Raw genomic sequence first — 23,983 nt, forward strand, 5'->3', positions numbered from 1 at the left:
AGATTCCGCGTTCTCAAGCTGGCCCGAGAAGGCCCGAGAAGGCCCGCGCAAGCTCTGCGTCACTGACGTCCCCGAGCCCCGGCCCCACCTGGAGCTCCGTCTCGACGACGCCCGGCACGCGCGTGGGGCTGAAGCCGCCCGCAACCCAGATGCCCTGCTCGCTCGCGATCCGATTCCGCTGGGCGTTGAGCGCCGCCGGCTCTCCTCGAAGGAAGACGCGGAACAGGTTGGTCTGCACGGGCCTCGGCAGCACGGTGATCCGCGAGTCGCCGGCCAGTGCCTCCGTGAGCGTCTTCGCCCGCTGCGCGTAGCCCGGAATGCGTGCCAACGCGTCGTCCAGCCTCATCGCCGCGGACGCCACGTACGGCATCAGGTGGAAGACGTTGCCGCCGTGCCGATGCCTCCACAGACGCATGTCGCGGATGAAGTCCTTGCCGCCCACCACCATCGCGCCGCCCAACGCTCCCACCATCTTGTAGAAGGACACGTAGACGGAGTCGAAGCCACGGCAGATCTCCGCGTACGAGCGGCCGTAGAAAGGCTGGCTCTCCCAGAGCCTCGCTCCATCCATGTGCAGCTTCGCCCCGCGCTCGCGACAAGCGCGCTTCAGATCTTCGAGCTGCTCCCACGTCTGCAACTGACCGCCCAGCCACCGCACCGGCAGCTCCACGCTCACCGTGCCCAGCGGCTCGCGCGTCTCGCGCACGTCGCCACCGAGCACCGGCCGGTTCCACGGAGACAGCTGCACCGCCCGCAGCCCGTGCAGCACCGCGTAGCTGTCATCCTCGTGGAGCACGTGGTGGGAAGAGGGATGGAACCCCACGTTCCGGTTGCCACTGGCATCCGCGTACACGCGCAGCACGCTGAGCTGCGCCATCGTCCCGGTGGGCATGAAACACCCATCTTCGAAGCCGAGCAGACCCGAGACCCGCTTCTCGAAGGCCTGCACGAACTCTCCATTGCCATACACATCCGAAGACAGGCCTTGCTTCTTCACCCACTCGCCTATCTTGATCAGCTCGTCCCCCGCCTCCTCCGTGCTCCCCAACGTGAGCGAAGATCGACAGCTGCGCCTCAACCGTCCCAGTTGCTCCCCCGTGAGCCCCGGAGCACCCGAGGGTTGCGCCCGAGCGGCCCCCTTGTCGGACGCTCCCACGCTCGCTGGCACACCCTTGGGCGTCGCGGCACTCCCCGTGCGAGGAACAAGTGACGATCCGGCCAGTAGGCCAGTGAGGGCGAGAAACTCACCCCGACTCAAATTCCGGTGAAACATCGAAAATCCTTTCTTTAAATCCGGATTGTTGCATCCCCACGAGAAACCATGGCGAGACAGCGTGTAACATCCCCCGTGTTGAGCAGACTGAGTCCCATTCGGGCGCGCCCGCGCGGGACACCTTTCATCGAGCACGCTCCATCATGCTGAACATTCCAGGTTATCGCGTTCTGGGCACCATCCGAGGCACAGGCGCCAACGTGTTGTTCCACGCGGTGCGTGAGGCCGACGCCCTGCCGGTCATCATCAAGACGCCCATGGTCCCCGCGCCCGGCCCGCGCGAGCGCGAGCGCTACCGCCGGGAGTTCGGCGTGCTCCAGCGTCTGCAGGAGGTGCGCGGTGTGGCCCGGCCGTATGCCTATGAGCGGATCCACGAGCGGCCGGTGCTGCTGTTGGAGCGCGTGCTGGGCGAGTCCCTCTCCGAGGCCACGGGCCACCCCATGGATCCCGAGCGCTTCCTGCGCGTGGCCATCTCCCTGGCCTCCACGTTGGCCGCCGTCCACCAGCGCGGGGTGATCCACAAGGACATCAAGCCCTCCAACATCATCCTCGAGCCCTCCGGAGAGGCCCGGCTCATCGACTTCGGCGCCGCCACGATCCAGAAGATCGAGCACCTGGACGCCGCGCCCGGCACCCTCATCGAAGGCACGCTGGCGTACATGTCTCCGGAGCAGACGGGGCGGATGAACCGGGCCGTGGACTACCGCACGGACTTCTACTCGCTGGGCGTCACGCTCTACGAGCTGCTCACGGGGCAGCGGCCCTTCCAGGCGAGGGACGCGCTGGAGTGGTTCCACGCGCACATGGCGCAGACGCCGAAGCCACCGCACGAACTCAACGCGAAGGTGCCCCCCGCGCTGTCCTCCATCGTGCTCAAGCTGCTGGCCAAGGCCGCCGAGGATCGCTACCAGAGCGCAGAAGGGCTCAAGGCCGATCTCGAGCGGTGCCGCGAGGAGCTGGAGCAGGATTCGCGAGCCCTCTTCGAGCTGGGCGAGCACGACGCGCCCAACCGGTTCCAACTGCTGCAGCGGCTCTACGGGCGCGAGGCCCAGGTCTCCGCGCTGCTCCAGGGCTTCGAGCGCGTGGAGCGGACAGCACGGCCGGAGCTGTTCCTCGTCAGCGGGTACTCGGGCATCGGCAAGTCCTCGGTGGTGAACGAGCTGCACAAGCCGGTGGTGCAGCGGCGCAGCTTCTTCGTCACCGGGAAGTTCGATCAGCTCCAACGCGACATTCCCTATGCCACGCTGGGCCAGACCATCCGCAGCCTGGTTCAACAGCTGCTGGCAGGGAGCAATGAGGAGATCGCCCGGTGGCGCGAGCGGCTGAACGAGGCCTTGGAGGGCAACGGACGGCTGCTCGTGGACCTCGTGCCCCAACTGGAGATGGTGGCCGGCCCGCAGCCCGCCCTGACGGAGCTGCCCCCGAACGAGGCCCGGCACCGCTTCCAGCGCGTGTTCCGCCAGTTCCTCCAGGTCTTCGCCAGCCCCGAGCACCCGCTCGTGGTCTTCCTGGATGATCTGCAGTGGGCCGACCTGTCCAGCCTGCAGCTCATCCAGCAGTTGCTGTCCCAGCCGGAGACGCCTCCCGTGCTGTGGATTGGCGCCTACCGCGACAACGAGGTGAGCCCCGAGCACCCGCTGACCTCGGTGCTGACGGAGGTGCGCAAGGCCGGCGCGCGAATGACGGACATCCGCCTGGAGCCCCTGAGCCTGGCCCAGGTCGAGCAATTGGTCGCCGACTCGCTCGCGGGGGCCAGCCCCGAGGTCATCAACCCCCTCGCGGCGTTGGTGCACGAGAAGACCGGTGGCAACCCCTTCTTCCTGCTTCAGCTCATGACGACGCTGAACCAGGACGGACTGCTGGCGCGCGAGCCGGGGGGCGGGTGGCGCTGGGACGCCGAGGGAGTCCGGGCCAAGGGCTACTCGGACAACGTCGTCGATTTCATGGTGGGCAAGCTGCGCCAGTTCCCCCCGGACACCCAAAGCCTGCTGCGGCTGGCGGCGTGCGTGGGCAATGTCTTCTCCCTGCCCATGCTGGGCACCCTGGCCGGCCAGGCGGAGCCCGCGGAGGTGGAGCACGGGCTGGAGCCCGCCCTCCTGGAAGGCATGCTGGTGCGCACCGGCCCCGAGCAGTACCGCTTCCTGCATGACCGCATCCAGCAGGCCGCCCACGCCCTCATCTCCGAGGTGGAGCGCCAGGAGATCCACCTGCGCATCGGCCGGCTGCTGCTCCAGACGCTGTCGCCCGAGCAGCTGCGCGAGAACCTGTTCGACGTGGTCAGCCAGCTCAACGCTGGCGTGGAGCTGATCCAGGATCCCACGGAGCGGCACACGCTGGCGCGGCTGAACGCGGAGGCCGGCGAGAAGGCCCGGGCCTCCGTGGCGTATCGTCCCGCCGTCACCTACTTCGCCACCGCCTTCTCCCTCATCCCCGGCGCTCCCTGGGAGACGGATTATCCCCTGGCCTTCCAGATCACGAAGACCTGGGCTCAGTGCGAGCTGCAGAACGGAGGCATCGCCGAGCTGTACCGCCTGAGTCAGGAACTCCATGCCCAGGCGCGGACGCGCGCCGACAAGGTGGCCGCCGCCTGCATCAAGAGCGACGCGCACCTCTTCATGGGCCAGTTCGACGCCTCCATCCAGGTCATGTTGGAGGCCCTGACCACGCTGGGCATCCCCCTGTCACCGCACCCGACCTTCGAGGAGGCGGCCGCGGCCCATGACGAGGTGTGGAGCCTGGTGGGTCAGCGCTCCATCGAGAGCCTCATCGAGCTGCCGCTCATGACCGACCCGGACGTGAAGTTGGCCATGAGCGCGCTCGCCTCGCTCTTCGGGAAGGCCTACCTCACCGACAACAACCTGTTCCTCGCCGCCATGAGCCAGATGGTGTCGCTCACGCTGCGCCACGGCATCACCGCGGACTCCGTGACCGGCCTCGGTTGGTTCGGGGTGCTCACGGCGACCTTCTTCAAGCGCTACGCCGAGGGCCGGGCCATGACCCGGCTCGCTCTGGCCGTCGTCGACCGGTACAACCTGCCATTCCACCGTGCGATCGCCCTGGTGAGCCTGTGGAGCTGCGGCTTCTACGTCAAGCCGCTGCCCGCGGTGCAGGAGCGCGTGCTCAGCGCGTTCCAACATGGGCTCCAGACGGGCGACTTCCGCCTGGCGGGCTACGCCAGCGTCCTGGGCCTCTGGAACCGGGTCGCCATGGGCCACAACCTGGATGACCTCTACCAGGACGCGGTCGCGCGCGAGCCCTTCCTGCACAAGATCCGGATGCGGGATGGCGAGGCCTTGCTGCTCTCCTTCCAGCGCCTCATACAGCAGCTGCGCGGGCGCTCGGACTCGTTCGGAACCATGAACGGTGAAGGCTTCGACGAGCAGGCGCACGAGGCCGAGCTCGCGACCAGCCATCAGAGCAACACCCAGGGCTGGTATTGGATCGTGAAGCTCCAGTCCCGCTTCCTCTGCGGCGACTACCCCGAGGCAATCGCGGCCGCCGAGAAGGTCACCGGGCTCATGTGGTCCCTGGTCGGCGCCATCATCCCGAGGGAGTACCACCTCTTCCGAGCCCTCAGCCTGGCCGCCGTCTTCGACGACACGCCCCCCGAGGCCCGGCAGGACACCCTGGAATCCATCCGGAGGCATCAGCAGAAGCTGGCGGAGTGGGCCGAGAACGTCCCCACCACCTTCCGCGCCGTGGAGCGGACCGTGGCAGCGGAGCTGGCCCGGCTGGAGGATCGGCCCGACGACGCGACGCGCGCCTACGAGGAAGCCATCCGCACCGCCCGGGAGAATGGCGCGCCCCACCACCTCGGTCTGGCCAGCGAGCTGGCCGCCAACTTCTGGCGCTCGCGGAACTCCCCCATCGTCGCCCACTCCTTCGCCCGCGAAGCCCATGCCGCCTACCAACAATGGGGCGCCTTGGGCAAGGTGCAGCAGTTGGAGGCCCAGTGGCCCCACCTCTCGTCCTCCCTGGCCGAGATGAGCCAGGACACCAGCAGCACGAACTCCACGCAGATCGACGCGCTCACGGTCGTCAAGGCGCAGCAGGCCATCTCCGGTGAGATTGAGCTGGATCGGCTGGTGACCACGCTGATCCGGGCGGCGATCGAGAACGCGGGCGCGCAGCGAGGCGCCCTGCTGTTGCCCAACGGGGACATGCTCGTCGTGGCCGCCATCTCCGGGGAGTCTCCGACCACGGTGACGGTCCCCTCGGGCGAGGAGACGGCCCATGCGCTGCCGTGGACGCTGCTCTCCTATGTCCGGCGGACGCGCGAGCACGTGCTGATTGGCGATGCATCCAAGCCCCACCCGTTCTCCGGTGACGAGTACCTGGCGCGCAGCAAGGCCCGGTCCGTGCTCTGCCTGCCCCTCATGCGGCAGGAGCAGTTCTCCGGCGCGCTGTACCTGGAGAACAACCTGGCCACCAATGCCTTCAGCCCCCGGCGGCTGGTGCTCCTGGGGCACCTCGCGTCCCAGGCGGCCATCTCCATCGAGAACGCCCGGCTGTACGCGGACGTGCAGCGGGCCAGGCAGGAGCTCCGTCAGGCCAATGACGAGCTGGAGCAGCGCGTGGAGGAGCGCACGCGCGAGCTGAAGGAGGCCCAGGCCCGGCTGGTGGACACCGCGCGCGAGGTCGGCATGTCCGAGGTCGCCTCGAACGTGCTGCACAACGTGGGCAACGTGCTCACCAGCGCCGTCATCAACCTGGAGATGATGCAGCGGTCCGTGGGCTCCTCCCGCGTCGGACGGCTGAAGCAGGCCACCCAGCTGCTGCTGGAGAACCGCGAGAGCCTGACGGAGTTCCTCGCGCAGGGCTCCCGCGGAGGAACCCTGCCCAACTACCTGGCCGCCCTGGCCGATGAGCTGATCGGCGAACAGACCCGTCTGATGGAGGACGTGGACGCCATGGGCCGGCACATCGAGCACATCCGCGCCATCGTCCAGGTGCAGCAGGCCTACGCCCGCACCTCGCTCATGCCCGAGGAGTGCGACATGGGCCAACTCATCCAGGATGCGCTGCGCATCCAGATGGTGGCACTCCAGCGGCACGGCGTGGACGTGCGGCGCGAGCTGGGGTCCATCCCCCGGCTGAAGGTGGACAAGCACAAGGTGCTGCAGATCCTCATCAACCTCATCACCAACGCGAAGTACGCGCTGGATGTGCTGCCCGAGGGACAACGCGAGATGGTCGTCCGGCTGGACATGAACGGCGATCGGGTGCGCATCCAGGTGGTGGACAACGGGATGGGGATCGAGCCCGAGGTGAAGGAGAAGCTGTTCAACCACGGTTTCACCACGCGCAAGGAAGGGCACGGCTTCGGCCTGCATGCCAGCGCTCTGGCGGCTCAGATGCTGGGCGGCCGGCTCACGCTGGAGAGCGAGGGCCCCGGCAAGGGCGCCGTGGCCACGCTGGAGCTTCCCCTCTCACCGGATGGGGCGCCCCTGACGCCTCCTCACACCGCGTAGTCCTTGAGCATGATGGCGTTGCCCGCCTGCATCGCCATCTTCACCACCAGCCCCTTCCAGGGCATGTACGGCAGCGTCCGGCACATCAGGTTGCGCAGCCAGATCCTCGCCTGGCTCTGCGGCACGAAGTAGACGCCGCCCTCCTGCCCCTGCTTCTGGCACTCGCGGACATAGCCCCGCATCTGCTCCTCGTAGCGGGTGAGGTGAACCTGACTGATCGAGTCGAAGTAGAAGTCCGGCGCGTCCCTTCTACCAGGCACTGCTCAGCGGGGTGATCGTGCAGTGGCTGGTCGACCCGGAGCGCGCTCCCTCCAGCCAGGATCTACCCGAGGCGCTGCGCATCATCTCCGCGAGCGTCAGCAGTTCCGAGAGCTCTTGAGGGACGCGTCGCTCACCGGTGCACACTCGCGCCATTCAGCTCGCCCGTGAGGCCGGGACCGGGTTATGCCCCTTCTACTTTCCACAGGAGCGACCATGGATCTCATCGGACAACTCACGCAGCAGCTTGGAGTCAATCCCCAGCAGGCCCAGAGGCTTGCCGGTTCCGTCCTGGGGCTCGTGCAAAGCACCGTGAAGGAGAAACTGGGAGATGATGCCGCCGGGCAGGTGGCTCAAGCCGTTCCCGAGTTGCAGGGCTGGCAGCAGGCCGCTGCGCCTCAGGCTGCTCCCGCGGGCGAGGGGGGAGGCTTGATGGGTGCGCTGGGCGGATTGATGGGCGGCGGTTCCGGGCTGGGAGGCCTGGGCGGCGCCCTGGGCGCTCTGGGAGGAGCAGCCTCGCAGGCCGGAGAGGTGGCGGCGCTGGTCTCCATCGCGCAGCGCTTCACCATCGACGCGAGCAAGGCCACATTGATTGCCCCCATCGTCCTCAACTTCCTCAAGTCCCGGCTCGACCCCTCGCTGGTGAGCAAGATCCTCGCGGTGGCGCCCATGCTGGCGGGGGCGGGCGGAGGTGGCTCGGGACCTTCCGGTGGAGGCGGGCTGGGTGGCGCGCTCGGTGGGCTGCTGGGATGAACCCAACCGGGGCCACCGGCATCGTGGCCCCGACTCCGTCGCCCGTCTTGCCTCGAGCGAGCCGCTTCAGACGAGCTGCTTGCCCTGGACGAACTCGAGACCCAGCATGTTGCCGCGGTAGTGGATGGGATCCAGCAACACCTTGCGGATCCTCCAGCCCTCGGCTGTCTTCTCCACGGAGAAGGTGTAGCGGGCAATGATGGTCCACTCCTGCGGCACGCCGCCCAGCGGGAAGTAGTGAGCCACCTCCGCGTAGGCCATCACCTCGGCCTGGGTGTCGCTCTGGAACTGGATGGTGACGCTCGTGGCCGTGGCGTGCTGGACCCGCTTGAAGGCCTTCAGGGCCGTCCTGCCCACGTCCTGCATCTGCTCGCGCTTGAGGGTGACAATCCCGGAGCCCATGAACCGGCTGTAGTCCGCCGTCACCTCGGGCGTGAAGACGTTCGACCAGCGGCTCCAGTCGTCCGTGTCCTTGCCGTGGTCGATGGCCTGGCCGTACTCCGCCGCCAATTGCTGGATGGCGATCCAATCCAGGGCGTACTGAAGGTCTTGCTGTCTCATGGCTGTGCACCTCGGTGAAGGGCGCTCCGCCGTGGAGCGGGAGCACCCGAAGTGGGGGTGCAGGCTCCTACCGGCCGTGTCCGGAAATGGGAACCGTCTTCCCACGACTGGTCATGGCCCAAGCGCCGGTGCCTGGAATCCCGGGTGGTTAGCGTCGGCGTGCCCTGGCGCGCCCATTGCTCTCTGGACGATGCTCGGTCTTCAGGGCTCGGAGAGGCAGATGAGGGACTTCATCCAGGAGTTGCGCCACGCGCTGCGGACACTCGCCCGGCAGCCGGCGTTCACCGCCGTGGCGGTGCTTACGCTGGCGTTGGGCATCGCCGCCAACACCGCCATCTTCAGCGTGGTGGATGCGGTGCTGCTGTCGCCCCTGCCCTACCCGCAAGCGGACCGGCTGGTCATGGCCTGGAGCAACTGGCCGAACACGCCGCGCAACTCGGTGGCTCCGGCCAACTACCTCGACTGGCGCGAGCAGAACGACGTCTTCGAGGGGTTGACGGCCTTCCAGCTGCTGGAACTCAACCACTCCGGAGAGGGCACTCCGGAGCGCCTGCGCGGCGCCAGCGTGTCCGCCAACTTCTTCCAGGTGCTGGGAGTGACCGCGAGGCTCGGCACCACCTTCCAGCCCTCGCCGGACGGCTCCGTCCCTCAGCAGGTGGTGGTGCTCAGCCACGGGCTGTGGCAGCGGCACTTCGGCGGGGATGAGCACATCATCGGCCGGAGCGTGCGGCTCAATGATCGAAGCTATGAAGTCATCGGGGTGATGCCCGAGGGCTTCAGCATCCCGATCATCACCCCGACACGGATCCTTTCCGTCCTGCCACAGGAGCTGTGGGTGCCTGCTCCCATCAAGGACGTGCCCCAGCTCGGGCCGAATGCGGACGAGGATCGCAGCGGCTGGCGCGACACCAACTACCTGCGCGTCATGGGCCGGCTGAAGCCTGGCGTCACCTTGGAACGCGCTGCCAGCGCCATGTCTACGATCGCCGAGCGGCTGGCGCGCGAGTATCCGCAGAGCAATAAGGACTCCGGCATCACCCTGGTGCCGCTGCGCGAGCAGCTCGTCGGCAACGTGCAGGTGGTGCTGTGGGTGCTGCTGGGAGCGGTGGGGCTGGTGCTGGCGATTGCGTGTGCGAACGTGGCCAACCTGTTCCTGGCGAGAGCGTCCGCGCGGAGGCAGGAGTTCGCGGTGCGGGTGGCGCTGGGAGCACAGCGGGGCCGGCTGATGCGGCAGCTCCTGGTGGAGAGCGTGTTGCTCTCGCTGGGAGCCGGAGCGCTGGGGCTGCTGCTGGCGCTGTGGGGCCTGGATGGACTGCTCGCGCTGGTACCACCGGAGCTGCCCAGGGTGGGCGAAATCCACCTGGATGGGCGGGTGCTGGCCTTCACGCTGTGCGTGTCCCTGGGCACGGGAGTGCTCTTCGGCCTGGTGCCAGCGCTCCATTTCGCGGCGCCTGACCTGAGCGGAGTGCTGCGGCAGTCCGCTGGCGGGAAGCTGACGGCGGCGCGCAACCGTTCGCGCAGCGTGTTGGTGGTGGGCGAGGTGGCACTGGCGGTGGTGCTGCTCATCGGCGCCGGGCTGCTGCTGCGCAGCCTGTGGCGTCTGCAGTCCGTGGAGCCCGGCTTCCAGGCGGACCATGTGCTCACATGGAAGGTGGCGCTGCCGGCGGGCAAGTACCCGGAGCAGCGTCAGCAGGCCGCGTTCTTCGAGCAACTGCGGGAGCGGGTGGCCTCGCTTCCCGGGGTCCGCAGCGTGGGAGGCATCTCGGACCTGCCCCTCGGTGGTGCCGACATCGGGACGTCCGTGTTCCTCGAAGGGGATGGGCCTGACGAGCGCCGGGGCGCGGGCCACCAGGTCATCACCCCGGACTACCTGCGGACCCTGGGCATCCCGCTGCGCGCGGGCCGGGACGTCACGGCCACGGACACCGCGGACGCGCCGCAGGTCATGCTCGTCAACGAGACGGCGGCCCGCCGCTTCTGGCCTGGAAGGGACCCGGTAGGTCAGCGCGTGCAACTGGGTGGGCAGGATCAACCGTGGCACACGGTGGTGGGGTTGGTGGGGGACGTGCGGCACCGAGGCCCCACGGAGCAGGCCCGGCCGGAGGTGTATGTGCCGGCGGCGCAGAAGACCTTCTTCTTCATGTCCTTCGTCGCGCGGACGGAGGGGGAACCCACGGCGCTGGTGCCGGCGCTGCGCTCGGCGGTGGGAGCGCTGGACTCGGAGCTGCCCATCGCGGACGTGCGGCCCATGGAGCAGGTCCTCATGACGGCCACGGCCCGCCCGCGCTTCGTGTCGTTGCTGGTAGCGCTGTTCGCGGGCCTCTCGCTGCTGCTGGCGGGAGTGGGGCTGTACGGAGTGATTGCGTACATGGCCCGGCAGCGGACGCAGGAGATTGGCATCCGTATGGCTCTGGGTGCGCGGCCGACGGATGTGTTGCGGTTGGTGGTGGGACAGGGCATGCGGCTGTCGCTCTCGGGCGTGGGACTGGGGCTGCTGGGAGCCTGGGCCACCACTCGCGCCATGGGGAGCCTGCTCTTCGAGGTGAGCGCCACGGATCCGGTGACTTTTGGCGCGCTGGCGCTGCTGGTGATGGGTGTCACGTTGCTGGCCACATGGCTGCCTGCCCACCGGGCCACGCGCGTGGATCCGCTGGTAGCGCTGCGGAGCGAGTAGCCCGAGGACAAGGCCGCGAAGAGCCGGACAGCCCACCTGCGGTCCCGAAGGAGGGCCCCCTTCCGGGCGCAGTCCGAGCCAACCTGTATGCTTAGCAGACAGGTTCGTTTCATCGCCGCCCGGCGCGGCGCCCCGTCTCACCGGGAATTCCGACTCAGGCCCCAGGGATTCCTGTGTTCATGTACACAACCTGTTGAAGCGGGTTCCTGCCACGTCACCCATCCGGTAGGGTATCGTTCAACTCCACCTTCCGGAGGTGAACCCCTGAGCGACTCCCTGCAGACAGTCTTTGCGTCGCCTGCTTCCACGCAGGCCTTGATGGTGGGCCCGTGGCGGGTGCTCGCGCGCGTGGACTCGGGCAGCCACGGCGTGGTGTTCCGCGCACAACGCGCTGACCATCCGGAGTCCCCCTCGGTGGCCTTGAAGTTGGCCAGGCAGGTGGGAGATCCCCGCTTCGAGCGGGAGGCAGCGCTGCTCCAGCGTGTGCAGCATCCAGGCGTGCCCCGCTACGAGGACTCCGGGCTCTGGACGTCTCCAGAAGGAGACCGCTACCCCTATGTGGTGATGGAGTGGGTGGAGGGCTCCACCCTGTACGAATGGTTCAGGGAACAGCCGCGCTCCTCCCGTGAAGTCCTCCGGATGCTCGCGCAGGTGGCCCGAAGCATCGAGGCAGTGCATGCCGAGGGCGCCTTTCACCGGGATGTGAAAGGGGACAACGTCCGCGTCACCCCCGAGGGCCGCGCCGTGCTGGTGGACTTCGGTGCGTCCTGGCTGCCCGGAGCTCGCCCCCTCACGGACACTGCCGCCCCTCCGGGCACGACGCCCTACCGCGCTCCAGAGTTGCTGCGTTTCATGTGGCACTTCCGCAGGGATGCCGAGGCCCGCTGGCACTCTCGTCCATCTGATGACCTGTACGCCCTGGGCGTCACGGCCTACCGGCTCGTGACAGGAACCTATCTTCCTCCCGTCACCGAGGACGACGAAGCACCTGGGAAGCTCGTGCCTCCCCGCGAACTTGCCACCGTGGCGCCAGAGCTGGAGTCCATCATCCTCCGCCTGCTGTCCGAGGCGTGCGATGCCCGAGGCACTGCCGCGGAGATCGCCCAGGCCCTGGAGCAAGCGGAGCAACGGGCAGGCCCGGATGCGGACAAGCCCATCCGTCTCACGTTGGCAGCCACCCGGACAGAGAGAGGGGCACCGCACTTCTCCTCGAGCTCAGAGCCTCCCCGCCGGCCCAGCCATCCGCGCCCGTCTCCGAACAGGCGCCGGGTCACCCGAGCCACATTCCTGTGGTTCACCTGGGCCAGCGCGGCCCTTGCGGGCGGACTCCTCCCGCTGACGGTTCTGAAGTTGTGGCCTTCGGGAGAAAACCATTCCGTGGACCTGCCTCCTCTCGTCGAGGAGTCGCACGCCCCCCCCGTGGAAGCACCTGACGCCGGTGTCGGAGATGAAGCCTTGGCGTCCACGCAGAACTTCCCACGAGTCGGCGTGCCCCCCAGTGCACTGGGGCGCCCCATGCCCAAGCAGCCGTACCCCGGGCAGCGCAAACCTCCTTGCTCAGCGCGAGGGGAGCGATCCATCAACGGCGGATGCTGGGTCATCGTAGGAGCCGAGGAAAGGCCACCGTGCGGCCCGACCATGTTCGACCACGAGGACCGCTGCTACTACGCCTCCTACGACGCTCCTCGGCAGCCCGCCTCTTCGGATCCATGAGCCCAGCCTCTCCGGTTTTCCCTCACCGTACAGGGGAGCCCTTTCCCTGGCCCCCCCGCATCAGTAGCGTCCCGAGCACACCTGCTCAGGGAGAGACATGATGCCGGAGACACCTCGCGCCAGCCTCCTCAAGGATCTTCAGCGCGTGGTCGAGGGCGAAGTGACGCAGGCCCCGGAAGTCCTGGAGCGCTACTCGCAGGACTTCGGTCGCATCGTCCAGCGGACACCCGCCGCCGTCGTCCTCCCCCGCCACGCCGAGGATGTAGCGCAAGTCGTCCGCTACGCCCACGCCCAGAGCATTCCCGTGTCCTCCCGCGCCATCGGGCATTCCATGCGCGGCCAGACATTGAACGAGCACGGCATCGTCATCGACATGAGGGAGCTGCGCCGCATCGAGCCCATCACTCCGGACGCGCAGACCTTCGTCTCACAGCCCGGAGCGCTCTGGCGCGAAGTCGCCGAAGCCTCCACCGCACAGGGGCTCGCGCCGCCCGTGCTCACGGGCTACCCATACACCTCCGTGGGAGGCACCCACTCCGCCTGTGGCTGGGGTATCTCCTCGTCACGCTACGGAGCGCAGATCGACAACTGCGTGGAGTTAGAGGTCGTCACCGGCACCGGCGAGCGAGTGCGCTGTAGCCGCGACCAGGAGCCGGACCTCTTCAACCATGTGCTTGGTGGCATGGGGCAGTTCGGGCTCATGACGGAGGTCCGCCACCGGCTCCGCCGCTACCAGCCCATCGTGAGGACGTACGTCCTCGAGTACGACGATCTCACGGCCTACATAGAGGACAACCGGACCCTCGGCGCCGGAGAGGTGGCCGACTACCTCGACTGCGCGCTCCACCAGAAGCCCGACGGCCAGGGGATCCGGTGGACGGGCACCATCCGCGCCTCCGTGGAGACTACTGATCCCAGCCGGATCGATGATCAGCGGCTGCTCGCGGGCCTGCGCTTCAACCGCCACGTCTCCACCCTGGACGAGCCCACCAGCACCTTCCTCATGCAGGACAGCACCCCCGTGAAGAACCCGCTCCCGGGCGAGGCCTACCCGTGGATGGTCACCTTCCTGCCCTGGTCCCGCTTCCAGCCGTTCCTGGAGATGTGCTTCCGGCGCGTGCCTCCCACCGCGCTCGGCGGCACCCACGGCCCCATCCACGTGTGGCCCGCGCTTCGGAAGGTCGCTCGCATCCCCACGCTCCAGCTGCCGCAGGAAGAGATGATGGCGCTGATCAGCATCTGCCCCACTGCCGCCAGCTCCAGCCTCCCCATCATGATGGCGGTGATGAGCAAGCTGAGCGACGCATCCATGGAGGCAGGCGGCCGGCGCCACCTGGGAACATGGGTTCACTTTGACCAGGTGCGTTGGAAGATGCACTTCGGGGACGCCTGGACCACCGTCAACCGCATCAAGCGTACGTACGATCCCTTAGGCATCCTCAACCCCGGCTTCATCGAGTTCGAGCTCGGAGCCGCGCCCTCCCCCTGAGGTGTCTCCGTCCTTTGAATTCCGCTTTCACGGGAACGGCTTACCTTTCAAGAATAATTTTTTATTACCCATTCCCATTTTTTTCATTCTTCACGTATTATTCAACTTGCTGTGACGTTCAGGTTGTGAACCCCGGGGAGGGATGTTTCACCCATGAGCGAGGGGCCATCCGAGAGTGGCGTGCCTGCTGGCAATCAGGTCGTGTATCGACCTGAAGCCATCACGGCTCACCGGAAGGCGCGTGAGTTCACGCGAGCCCCCCAGTTCATGTCCCCCCGGAAGCTTACGGTGCTCTGGGCCGCGTCACTGGCGACCGTCCTCTTCGGCCTGGCGCTGACCGCGGTTCCCGTCCCCGTGCACGTGCCGGGCACAGCGGTGATCATCCCTGCGGCGCGAGTTCCAGGAGCTACCGAGGAAGGGCTCGTGCTGGTGGCTTTCTTCCCTCCGGAGGCACGCGCGAAGCTGGCAGCCGGGCAGCGGATCCTCGTGGACGTGGGCGGGAGCGGCGTGCGCGTGGAGAGCCGCCTTCGAGAGGTGTCGCCGTCCGTGCTCAGCCCGGAGGTGGCGGCGGAGCGCTTCGGACTCAAGAGCGGCTCTGGGCAGGCCCCGAGCGTACCGGCCTCGTATGCCTTCGCCGTGTTCGTTCCGCCGCAGACCGGGCTCTCCGCGGAGTCCTGGCTCGGCAGCAGCTTCCGAGTCGATGTGGAGGTGGGCCAGCAGCGCCTCCTCGCGCATGTTCCTGTCCTCGCGCAGTTCCTGGAGGGGTGAGCCGTGGCCGAGTCCGGACGCGCCCCCCATACTGAAGCGAGGAGCCTGTGGCGACGGCTCTTCCCGCCCCGACTGCCGCTGGTGCTGCAGGCCACGGCGACGGAGTGCGGCGCGGCGTGCCTGGCGCGGATCCTCGCGTACTACGGGCGGCCCACCTCCGTGGCGGACTGCCGGGAGCGCCTGGGCGTAAGCCGGGACGGAGTCCGGCCGCGCATGTTCGTGGAGGCGGCGGCCGAGCTGGGCATGCGGGCCAAGGCCTTCTCCACCAACCCCGAGAACCTGGGGCAGCTGCCGCTGCCGGCCATCGCCCACTGGCGCTTCAACCACTTCGTCGTGATCGAGCGCTGTTCCCCGAAGGGGGTGGACCTCTTCGATCCGATGGTGGGGCGTCGCCACGTCTCGGCCCAGGAGTTCAGCGAGGGCTTCACGGGCGTGGTGCTGACGTTCGAGCTCGGCCCCCAGTTCGTGCGCGGAGGGAGTCTGCCTTCGCCGTGGGGCTCGTTCCTGCGCCCGCTGCTGCGCATCCCGGCGGTGAAGAGCCTGGCGTTCCAGGTGCTGGCGGCCTCGCTGCTGCTGCAGGTGCTGGGGCTGGCGGTGCCGCTGCTGACCAAGGTGCTGGTCGACCATGTACTGCCACTGCGCGGCGCCAGCCTGATGGCTGTGCTGGGCGTGGGCATGGTGGCCGTGGCCGTCTCCCAGGCGGTGACGGGCTACCTGCGCAACGTGCTGCTGGTGTCCCTCAAGGGGCGCTTTGACGAGCAGTTGGTGCTGGGCATGCTGGGCCACCTGCTGAAGCTGCCCTTCCGCTTCTTCATGCAGCGCACCAGCGGCGATCTGCTCGCGCGGCTGAGCAGCACGGGGATGATCCGCGAGGTGCTGGCCAACCAGACGCTGACCACCGTGCTGGATGGCGCGCTCATGGTGACGTACCTGGCCATCCTCTTCGCCCAGGCGCCGCTCTTCGGCGCGCTGGCGCTCGGGCTGGGACTGCTGCAGTTGCTGCTGGTGCTGGCAACGGCCCGGCGGATGCGCGAGCTGATGCAGCGCGGCCTCACCACCGAGGCCGAGTTCCAGAGCTTCACCGTGCAGGCCTTCAAGGGCATGGCGGTGGTGAAGGCCTCCGCGGCGGAGGACATGACGCTGCGCTTCTGGTCCTCGCTGTTCCACCGGCAGCTGGACAACTCGTTGGAGCGCGGCCACCTGACGGCCTTCATCAACGCGGCGCTGGGCACGCTGCGCACCTTCGCGCCGTTGGCCCTGCTGTGGGTGGGCGCCCTGCAGGTGCTGGACGGGAAGATGGGGCTGGGCACCATGCTGGCACTCAACGCCGTGGCCGTCGCGGTGCTCACTCCGCTGGCCCAGCTGGTCACCACCTGGCAGCAGCTGCACCTGACGGGAGCCCACCTCGCGCGCCTGCTGGACGTGCTCGAGGCGGAGCCCGAGCCCCAGCCAGTAGAGGCGCGACCGGCTCCCAGGCTGCGCGGGCACATCCACCTGGAGAACGTGGGCTACCGCTACGGGCGAGGCAGCGCACCGGTACTCCAGGGGCTCTCGCTCACCATCGAGCCGGGACAAAAGGTGGCGGTGGTGGGCCGCAGCGGCTCCGGCAAGAGCACCCTGGGCAGCCTCGTGCTCGGCCTGCTCGATCCCACCGAGGGGCGCATCCTCTTCGACGGCATGCCGCTCAAGGAGCTGGACGTGCGCCAGGTGCGCGCCCAGTTCGGCGTGGTGATGCAGGAGCCACTGCTCTTCAGTGGCTCGCTCCGGGAGAACGTGTCACTCAACGCGCCGGGGCTCTCCCTGGCCCAGATCGAGGAAGCCGTGCGGCTGGCGGCGCTGGAGGAAGAAGTCCTCCGGATGCCCATGCGCTACGAGACGTGGGTGGGCGAAGGTGGCGCGGGGCTCTCGGGCGGACAGCGCCAGCGTCTGGCCCTGGCACGCGCCCTGGCCACCCGCCCCTCCCTGCTGTTGCTGGACGAGGCCACCAGCCACCTGGACACCGCCACCGAGGCGCAGGTGGACGCGCACCTCAGCCGGCTGTCGTGCACGCGTATCATCATCGCGCACCGGCTCAGCACCGTGCGCAACGCCGACCTCATCCTCGTGCTGGATCAAGGGCGCGTCGTCGAGCAGGGCACGCACGACACGCTCATGGAGAAGAACGGACTGTATGCCGCGCTGGCCCGAGGCCAGGCGGCGGATGTGGCCCCCATCCCTCCGCGTGAGGCGAGGGGCGAAAAGGATATGGCGTCCGGGCCCGAGCGAGAGGCACGGGCCTGACGCCGCGAAGCTCCCCTCCTGGAAAGGCCAGGCAGCGGAGAAACAAAGGAGCAGAACACAATGAAGAAGACCATTCAGGCTTGGAAGGATGAGGATTTTCGTCTGTCGCTGACCGAGGCGGAGCGCGCCCAGCTGCCGGCGAACCCGGCCGGCATTGTGGAGCTGACCGACGAAGCTCTGGACAGCCTGATCTCCGGTGGTGCCTCCGAGCAGCTGGACTCCTGCTGCTGGAGCTCCTGTAACTCCGCGGAGCAGTTCTAGTCGTCCCTGAAGTCCCCAATCGATGAACCCCCGGCGAGCGGGCTGCATGCTGTCCCCAGCCCGTTTCGCCACCCCATTCCCGCCATGCGCGAGTCAATGGAAGTAAACCTCAACCTGGTGGACTCCCATCTCGACAAGCGGCTCGCCTCGGAGGAAGCGCGAGGGGATCTGCGGCGCATCGCGCGCATGCTGCCAGCCGTGCTGGGCTTCCAGTTCGAATGCCGCCTGGACTCGGCCCTTCCTCGCGTGGATCTGCTGCCGCGCCTCCTGCTGACGGATGGGAGCTGTGATGCCCTGCTGGGGCTGGGCGATGCACCACCCACGCTGCCGGAGGCGGCCCGGAAGCATCCCACGTGGCAGGCGCTGGAGAACCTGTGCCGCGAGTGGCGCATGCCCGGAGGCGCGCTGAGCACGGGGGTGATGGACGTCTTTCTCGAGTTTGATCTGGAGCAGTCCGCGGCGGAGGTGCCCACCCCCTGCGTCTTCGTGGACTTTGCCCGCTCCGTGCGACACAGCCAGAGCCTGGCAGAGCAGGGGCTGGATCTGCTGCTCGGGGACAGGCTGCCCGCGGGCATCCGTCGGCGGCTCGCCGCCTGCTACGAGGCCCTGCCGGAGACGGCGCGAGCGTACGCGGTGGGCGTCATGTTCCCGCGAGGCACCTCTCCTCTGCGCCTGTGTCTGTCGGGTGCGACGCTGCCTCAGTGGTTGACCTACCTGGAGCGCATCGGCTGGCCCGGCCAGCTCTCCGAAATAAAGGCTCAGCTCGGGCGAATGCCGGAGCTGGCGGAGCGGATCACTCTGGACATCGACGTGGGCGAGAGCGTGGGACCGAAGGTGGGCTTCGAGTTCTTCATCGACAAGCCCTTTGGCCCGAGCCGGCCCTTTTGGGAGACGCTGCTCGGGTACCTCGTGGAGCGCGGGCTGGCGAGGCCCGAGAAGGCAAGCGCGGCCCTATCGTGGGTGGGCTACACGCCGCAGCGAAACAAGCCGGAGGACGAGTGGCCAGAGGGGCTGCGCCGCGCCTCGCGCGAGCTGGGTGCCAAGGCCATGAGCCTCTTCGTGCGGCGGCTGAGCCACCTCAAGGTCGCCCACCAGCCGGGCCGCGCGCTGGAGGCGAAGATCTACCTGGAGAACCTGCACCGCTGGCTGTCCTACAACGAGGCCAAGCAAGGATACGTGCTCGATGACAACGCTCCCTGGGGCAACTGAGGCCGTGGAGGGGACGAGCGCGGAGAACCAGGGTTGGCACAAGGGCACCAGCTTGTTGGAGCGGGCCCGACGCCTGGCCGAGCTGCCTCCGGGAACACCGGCCGAAGTCCAGGGAGATGCTACCCGAGCCGCGCGCCGACTCGCCCGGTGGCGCGCCAGGCCCCCGCTGGATCGCAATGACGTCTTCGCGAAGAGGCTCGCGCTGGACGGGCTGACCGAGGAACAGCTGCTGCGGCTCCTCGGGGAGCCCGCGGAGACACTCGTAGCTCGCCACGGACCAGCTCCCGAGTGGCAACAGCGGCTGACGCGGCTCGCCGCGAATACCGCCGCTGACGAGGCACGGCTGGCTCGGATGATGCCGGGGATGTCTCAAGCGACGGCCACCTTCGCGGTGCTCGTCGAGCCGCTCATGGTCGAGATGCGGACCCGCCTGGTGGAAGCGCTGAAGCCAGTGGTGGCTCGCTATCCGGCGGCTCCCTTCGAGCCCGAGGGCGCGGCGGACCTGTGCGTGCCCTACCTGGGCAAACGGCTGCTCCTGCTGATCTCGCGCACGCTGGTGCTGGAGCTGAACGTCGCACGAGAGGAGGGTCGGCTCCAGGGAAACAGCGCCGAGGAACGGTTCCGAAGCTTCGCCCAGAGCCTCCGCCAGCCCGAGGTGGCACTGGCCCTCTTCGCCGAGTACCCCGTCCTGGCGCGCAGGCTCGTCATCACCGCGGATGGCTGGCTCGCCACCTGCCAGGAGATGCTGGAGCGGCTGGCCGCCGATCGCGAGCTGATCCGCGAGCGCCTCGGACAGACGCACGAGCCGGACCGCCTGAGCGCCTGCAACCTGGGGGTGGGCGATGCTCACAAGGGAGGCCGGGCGGTGGCCATCCTCGGCTTCGCCTCGGGGCTGCGCGTCGTCTACAAGCCCCGCTCGCTGGCGGTGGACGTCCACTTCCATCAACTGGTCGAGTGGCTCAACGCACGAGGCGCCACCCCACCCTTGCGCGCGCTGAGCGCCATCGACCGGGGGACCCACGGTTGGGTGGAGTTCGTGGAGCAGCGGGCCTGCACCACGCGCGAGGAGGTGACGCGCTTCTACGCGCGGCTGGGCGGCCTGCTGGCGTTGACGTACGCGCTCGAGGCGACGGACGTCCACTTCGAGAACATCATCGCCGTAGGGGAGGATCCCTGCCTGGTGGATCTGGAGTCCCTCTTCCACCCGCACTTCGCGGTGGGCGAGGTGCGGGGCGCGGACGATCTGGCCTCGCGAGCAAAGGCGGACTCGGTGATGCGCATGGGGTTGCTGCCCCGGCGCGGCTGGGCGGAGGAAGGCTCGGAAGGCATCGACTTCAGCGCGCTCGGCTCTACGGGAGGGCAGCTCACCCCGCGCGCCGCGCAGATCTGGACGGGGACGGGCACGGACGAGATGCGCATCACCCGCCAGCGCGTGGAGGTGACGGCGAGTGCCAACCGGCCCACGTTGAACGGCCAGGACGTCAGCGTCCTGGACTTCAACGAGCCCTTCCAGGAGGGTTTCGCGCGGATGTACCGGCTGCTGCTCGCGAACCGCGAGGCGCTGATTGCCTCCGACGGTCCGCTCGAGCGGTTCGCCCAGGACGAGACGCGCGTCATCCTGCGGCCGACGTACTTCTACCACCTGCTCGAGAGAGAGAGCACCCACCCGGATCACCTGCGGGACGGGCTGGATCTGGATCGCTTCCTGGATCGGCTCTGGGGGACGATGGATCAGATCCCCTACACCGAGCCGCTGATCTCCCACGAGCGCGAGGACCTGTGGCGCAATGACGTGCCCTTCTTCGGTTCGCGGCCGAACTCGTGTGACGTGTGGAGCAGCGCGGGCCAGAAGCTCGCGGGGTTCTTCCCGCGCTCGGGCCTGGAGCTCTCGCGCGATCGGCTCCGCCGGTTCTCGGAGGAAGGGCTGACCCGGCAGCTGTGGTTCATCCGGGCGTCCTTCACCTCGCTGTCGGTGCTGGCGGGTGGTGGGCGGATGCCGCGCTACGAGCTCGAAGCGCCACGCGAGCCTCTCTCCCGTGAGCGCCTGCTGGAGAAGGCGAACGCCCTGGGAGATCGGCTCGCGGAGCTGGCCTTCCGAGGCCAGGGAGACGCCTCGTGGCTCGGCCTCATGCCGGTGGGCGAGCGCTACTGGACACTCAACCCTCTGGACGTGGACCTGTACAGCGGGCTGTCCGGCATCATGCTCTTCCTGGCCTATCTGGGGCATCTCACGGGTCAGCCACGGCACACGGCGCTGGCGCGCGAGACGCTGGCCACGGTGCGCCGCCGGGTAGGCAATGCCTCCTTCACCCCGCGCCAGGTGGGTGCCACCGGTGAGTTGGGCGTCATCCATGCCCTGGTGCACCTGGGAGCGCTCTGGGACCAGCCCGCGCTGTGGGACGAGGCCGAAGCGCTGCTGCCCCGGTTGGGCGCTCGCATCACCGAGGACACGCGCTTCGATGTCTTCACGGGAGCAGCAGGCTGTATCGCGCTGATGCTGGAGTTGCACCGCTGTCGCCCCTCACCTCGTGCGCTCGCGGTAGCTGTCCAGTGTGGAGAGCGGCTCCTGGCCGCGGCACAGAGCACCGAGCACGGCCTGGGCTGGGTGACGCCCCTGGGGCCTCGACCGTTGACGGGCTTCTCGCACGGAGCCGCCGGCATCGCCTGGAGCCTGTTCGCGCTCGGCGCCGAGACGGGCGACACCCGCTTCCGGGAGGCGGCGCTTCGTGCCCTCGCCTACGAACGCGCCGAGTTCTCCCCCGAGCAGCGCAACTGGAAGGACCTCCGGGCCACTCCGGCGGAGGGAGGCTTCATGACGGCGCTCTGCCACGGAGCCCCCGGAGTGGGGCTGGGACGAGTGCTCTCGTTACCGTACCTGGATACACCGGAGGTTCGAGAGGAGCTCCGGGTGGCGGTGGAGACCACGCAAGCGCGAGGCTTCGGCGGCAACCACTGCCTGTGCCACGGCGACTTCGGCAACCTGGAGGTGCTGGTGCTCGCCGCGCAGGCGCTGGCGAATCCGGAGCTGGCGCGCGAGCGAGACAGGCTCGCGGCGAGCATCGTCGACAGCCTCGACAGGGTGGGCGTGCTCTGCGGAGTGCCTGCGGGCGTGGAGACGCCGGGCCTCATGTCGGGACTGGCGGGCATCGGCTATGCGCTGCTGCGGCTGGCCGAACCGGCACGCACTCCATCCCTCCTCTCCTTCGAGCCGCCGCGTGGCGCATGAAGAGCTTCCGCGTCGACATCCTGGAGGGCGCGCGCATCGCGCTCTTCTCGCTGAAGGCGAACCGGATGCGCACGGTGCTCACGACGGTGGGCATTGGCGTGGGCGTGGCGACGCTGCTGGCCATCATCGGAATCATCCAGGGGATGAACTCGACCTTCGAGCGCCAGCTGTCCACGATGGGCGCCAACACGCTCTACATCGCGAAGTTTCCCTGGGGCTTCAACGGGGACTGGTGGATCTACCGCAACCGCAAGAACTTCACGATGGCGCACGTGGACCAGATCCGCGCGCAGTCGACCTACCTCACGGCTCTCTCGCCCATGGTGTCACGCAACGCGGATGTGGCGCATGGACAGGAGCAGCTGTCCGCGGTGCGAGTGGATGGAGTGACGGACGAGTACCTGAGCATCTCGGGGTTCGAGGTGATCCAGGGGCGTTTCCTGGCGGACTCGGACAACGAGACGACGCGCTCGGTGGCGGTGCTGGGCTCGGAGGTGGCGCAGGGACTCTTTCCGGGCATCGATCCGCTGGGGCAGACGATCCGCATCGAGGGTTCCCCGTTCAAGGTGGTGGGCACACTGGCGCGCAAGGGCAAGCTGGTGGACCAGAACCAGGACCTGGTCGTGCTGATCCCTTTCAAGACGTTCTACGCGCGGTTCGGCAAGCAGCGTCCGTTCACCATCGCGCTGGCCGTGACGAGCGCCAGTGACGTGAAGCGGGCGGAGGATCAGCTGGTAGGCATCCTGCGGCGCGCGCGCGGCACGCCTCCTGGGACACCGGATGACTTCGCCATCAATCGGCCGGACATGATCGCGAAGACGTACGACCAGCTCACGGGAGCGCTCTACGCGGTGGCCACAGGGGTGGGGCTCATCACCCTGCTGGTGGGCGGCATCGGCATCATGAACATCATGCTGGTGTCGGTGCGCGAACGGACACGGGAGATCGGCATCCGCAGGGCACTTGGGGCGCGCAAGCAGACCATCGTGCTGCAGTTCCTCATGGAGGCCTCGGTGGTGTCCGCGATGGGAGGTGGCATCGGGACGGCCGTGGGCTTGGGGACAGCGAAGGTGGTGTCGCTCATCACGCCGCTGGCCGCGGACGTGCAGCCGCTCACGGTGGTGGCGGGCGTAGCCTTCGCGGCGGTGGTGGGCCTGCTGTTCGGCATCTGGCCAGCGGCGCGCGCGGCGAACCTGGATCCGGTGGAAGCGCTGCGCTACGAGTGAAGCCCCCACCGCATCAGCGCCTGAACCTCACTGGACGCTCGCGCGCGCCAGATTGCACTCCTCGCAGCCTGCGGACACAGGGCAGAGGAAGATGAGCGGATCCGCGGCAAGGTGTTCGACCGCGACCGCGACAACATCCCGGGAGTTGCACAGACGGGCCTCTGCGTTCCCCACCTTGCCCATCCTCTGAAGACCGCGCGACAGCAGCCATTCATCCGCGCGGCGGAACCCCGTACAGCAGTGGTCCGTCTCCGCGATCATCTCCGTGCGCGCGACTCCGTCGGCCTCGACGACACAGGGATGCGAGACCGAGTACGGCACGTGGGCTACCGCCTCAGCCATGTGGAGGGTGGTGTCCTCGCTGTGTGTCACACCGAGGAGCAACACCTGCCCGTCGAGGTCGTGGACCCGGCCCACGGGGCTGTCCGGGCCGTGAGGCGGCGAGAGGGGCTGCGGGCGGCAGATCTCCTCGGCGTGCGGGCCCTGGGCGGCGAACGAGCCTCCGGGATGAGTGCTCCGCACGACGCCAGGCTGCCGCCAGAAGAGTTCGGCGGTGATGCCCATGTCCGCCGTGGGCGTGGACCTGGGATCGAACACGGTCTCGCCGTCGGTCATCGTGGGCATCACCAGGGTGCCCTGGGGGCCGAGTGCGGTTCGCAAGGCTTCAATCAGCCCCAGCGGACCGCCCTCGACGGGACGAACGGCCTTGAACGACGTGTGGACGAGCAGGACACCGCCCGGACGCACGCCGAGCGCCTTCAATTGCTCCACCAACTGAGCGGTTGTCATCATCCTCCCCCCTACGCTACGTGCGAGCCCGC

The 23,983-nt window shown here is 68.3% G+C and carries 15 protein-coding genes; 11 read left to right on the forward strand and 4 right to left on the reverse strand.

The window, feature by feature from the left end; all coding sequences use genetic code 11:
- Nucleotides 1-13 precede the first annotated feature (13 nt).
- Nucleotides 14-1,156, reverse strand: a complete 1,143-nt coding sequence (locus KY501_RS33690; RefSeq protein ID WP_309243019.1) for a threonine aldolase family protein — start codon at nt 1,154-1,156, stop codon at nt 14-16.
- A 260-nt stretch (nt 1,157-1,416) separates the two neighbouring features.
- Between KY501_RS33690 and KY501_RS33695 the strand changes: the two genes are divergently transcribed.
- A complete protein-coding gene (locus tag KY501_RS33695) occupies nt 1,417-6,744 on the forward strand; it encodes a trifunctional serine/threonine-protein kinase/ATP-binding protein/sensor histidine kinase (RefSeq protein ID WP_224367788.1) in 5,328 nt (1,775 codons plus the stop codon).
- Here the strand turns inward: KY501_RS33695 and KY501_RS33700 are convergent.
- Nucleotides 6,732-7,004 carry a hypothetical protein gene (locus KY501_RS33700; RefSeq protein WP_224367789.1) on the reverse strand — a complete coding sequence of 91 codons (273 nt, stop codon included), beginning with the start codon at nt 7,002-7,004 and terminating at the stop codon, nt 6,732-6,734. The genes KY501_RS33695 and KY501_RS33700 overlap by 13 nt on opposite strands.
- A gap of 214 nt (nt 7,005-7,218) precedes the next feature.
- Here KY501_RS33700 and KY501_RS33705 point away from each other — a divergent pair, with 214 nt between their 5' ends.
- Entirely contained in the window at nt 7,219-7,755 is a 537-nt protein-coding gene (locus KY501_RS33705; RefSeq protein ID WP_224367790.1) for a DUF2780 domain-containing protein, read from the forward strand.
- 66 nt (nt 7,756-7,821) lie between these two features.
- Here the strand turns inward: KY501_RS33705 and KY501_RS33710 are convergent, their stop codons facing one another.
- Complete coding sequence (locus tag KY501_RS33710) at nt 7,822-8,316, reverse strand: nuclear transport factor 2 family protein (protein WP_224367791.1); 495 nt, start codon at nt 8,314-8,316, stop codon at nt 7,822-7,824.
- A gap of 220 nt (nt 8,317-8,536) precedes the next feature.
- On the opposite strand from KY501_RS33710, the gene KY501_RS33715 reads away from it, so the two are divergent.
- The 9 genes from KY501_RS33715 to KY501_RS33755 all read left to right on the forward strand — a co-directional run bounded on the left by KY501_RS33715 (nt 8,537) and on the right by KY501_RS33755 (nt 23,162).
- A complete protein-coding gene (locus tag KY501_RS33715; protein ID WP_224367792.1) occupies nt 8,537-10,990 on the forward strand; it encodes an ABC transporter permease in 2,454 nt (817 codons plus the stop codon).
- 318 nt (nt 10,991-11,308) lie between these two features.
- Nucleotides 11,309-12,703 carry a serine/threonine-protein kinase gene (locus KY501_RS33720; protein WP_224367793.1) on the forward strand — a complete coding sequence of 465 codons (1,395 nt, stop codon included), beginning with the start codon at nt 11,309-11,311 and terminating at the stop codon, nt 12,701-12,703.
- A gap of 97 nt (nt 12,704-12,800) precedes the next feature.
- Nucleotides 12,801-14,192 carry an FAD-binding protein gene (locus KY501_RS33725; protein WP_224367794.1) on the forward strand — a complete coding sequence of 464 codons (1,392 nt, stop codon included), beginning with the start codon at nt 12,801-12,803 and terminating at the stop codon, nt 14,190-14,192.
- Between the two features lie 153 nt (nt 14,193-14,345).
- Nucleotides 14,346-14,960: a hypothetical protein gene (locus KY501_RS33730; protein WP_224367795.1), complete on the forward strand. Its 615-nt coding sequence runs from the start codon at nt 14,346-14,348 to the stop codon at nt 14,958-14,960.
- 3 nt (nt 14,961-14,963) lie between these two features.
- The gene (locus tag KY501_RS33735; protein WP_224367796.1) at nt 14,964-17,240 is read left to right on the forward strand and encodes a peptidase domain-containing ABC transporter; all 2,277 of its coding nucleotides are present in this window, start codon (nt 14,964-14,966) and stop codon (nt 17,238-17,240) included.
- Nucleotides 17,241-17,300: 60 nt separating this feature from the next.
- Entirely contained in the window at nt 17,301-17,501 is a 201-nt protein-coding gene (locus KY501_RS33740; protein WP_224367797.1) for a mersacidin/lichenicidin family type 2 lantibiotic, read from the forward strand.
- Nucleotides 17,502-17,597: 96 nt separating this feature from the next.
- Nucleotides 17,598-18,710, forward strand: a complete 1,113-nt coding sequence (locus KY501_RS33745) for a hypothetical protein (protein ID WP_224367798.1) — start codon at nt 17,598-17,600, stop codon at nt 18,708-18,710.
- Complete coding sequence (locus tag KY501_RS33750; RefSeq protein ID WP_224367799.1) at nt 18,685-21,936, forward strand: type 2 lanthipeptide synthetase LanM family protein; 3,252 nt, start codon at nt 18,685-18,687, stop codon at nt 21,934-21,936. Before KY501_RS33745 ends, KY501_RS33750 begins: the two co-directional genes overlap by 26 nt.
- Nucleotides 21,933-23,162, forward strand: a complete 1,230-nt coding sequence (locus tag KY501_RS33755; protein ID WP_224367800.1) for an ABC transporter permease — start codon at nt 21,933-21,935, stop codon at nt 23,160-23,162. Before KY501_RS33750 ends, KY501_RS33755 begins: the two co-directional genes overlap by 4 nt.
- 27 nt (nt 23,163-23,189) lie before the next feature.
- Here KY501_RS33755 and KY501_RS33760 read toward each other — a convergent pair whose 3' ends face one another.
- A complete protein-coding gene (locus KY501_RS33760) occupies nt 23,190-23,954 on the reverse strand; it encodes an AAC(3) family N-acetyltransferase (RefSeq protein WP_224367801.1) in 765 nt (254 codons plus the stop codon).
- Nucleotides 23,955-23,983 lie beyond the last annotated feature (29 nt).

Source organism: Hyalangium versicolor (genome assembly GCF_020103695.1).
Lineage (GTDB): Bacteria > Myxococcota > Myxococcia > Myxococcales > Myxococcaceae > Hyalangium > Hyalangium versicolor.

Bases quoted from the DNA above. Each gene is read 5' to 3' on its own strand.
- KY501_RS33705 (WP_224367790.1), top strand. From the start codon at position 7,219: ATGGATCTCATCGGACAACTCACGCAGCAGCTTGGAGTCAATCCCCAG.
- KY501_RS33745 (WP_224367798.1), top strand. From the start codon at position 17,598: ATGGAAGTAAACCTCAACCTGGTGGACTCCCATCTCGACAAGCGGCTC.
- KY501_RS33695 (WP_224367788.1), top strand. From the start codon at position 1,417: ATGCTGAACATTCCAGGTTATCGCGTTCTGGGCACCATCCGAGGCACA.
- KY501_RS33740 (WP_224367797.1), top strand. From the start codon at position 17,301: ATGAAGAAGACCATTCAGGCTTGGAAGGATGAGGATTTTCGTCTGTCG.
- KY501_RS33750 (WP_224367799.1), top strand. From the start codon at position 18,685: ATGACAACGCTCCCTGGGGCAACTGAGGCCGTGGAGGGGACGAGCGCG.
- KY501_RS33720 (WP_224367793.1), top strand. From the start codon at position 11,309: ATGGTGGGCCCGTGGCGGGTGCTCGCGCGCGTGGACTCGGGCAGCCAC.
- KY501_RS33715 (WP_224367792.1), top strand. From the start codon at position 8,537: ATGAGGGACTTCATCCAGGAGTTGCGCCACGCGCTGCGGACACTCGCC.
- KY501_RS33725 (WP_224367794.1), top strand. From the start codon at position 12,801: ATGATGCCGGAGACACCTCGCGCCAGCCTCCTCAAGGATCTTCAGCGC.
- KY501_RS33730 (WP_224367795.1), top strand. From the start codon at position 14,346: ATGAGCGAGGGGCCATCCGAGAGTGGCGTGCCTGCTGGCAATCAGGTC.
- KY501_RS33760 (WP_224367801.1), bottom strand. From the start codon at position 23,954: ATGATGACAACCGCTCAGTTGGTGGAGCAATTGAAGGCGCTCGGCGTG.
- KY501_RS33755 (WP_224367800.1), top strand. From the start codon at position 21,933: ATGAAGAGCTTCCGCGTCGACATCCTGGAGGGCGCGCGCATCGCGCTC.
- KY501_RS33710 (WP_224367791.1), bottom strand. From the start codon at position 8,316: ATGAGACAGCAAGACCTTCAGTACGCCCTGGATTGGATCGCCATCCAG.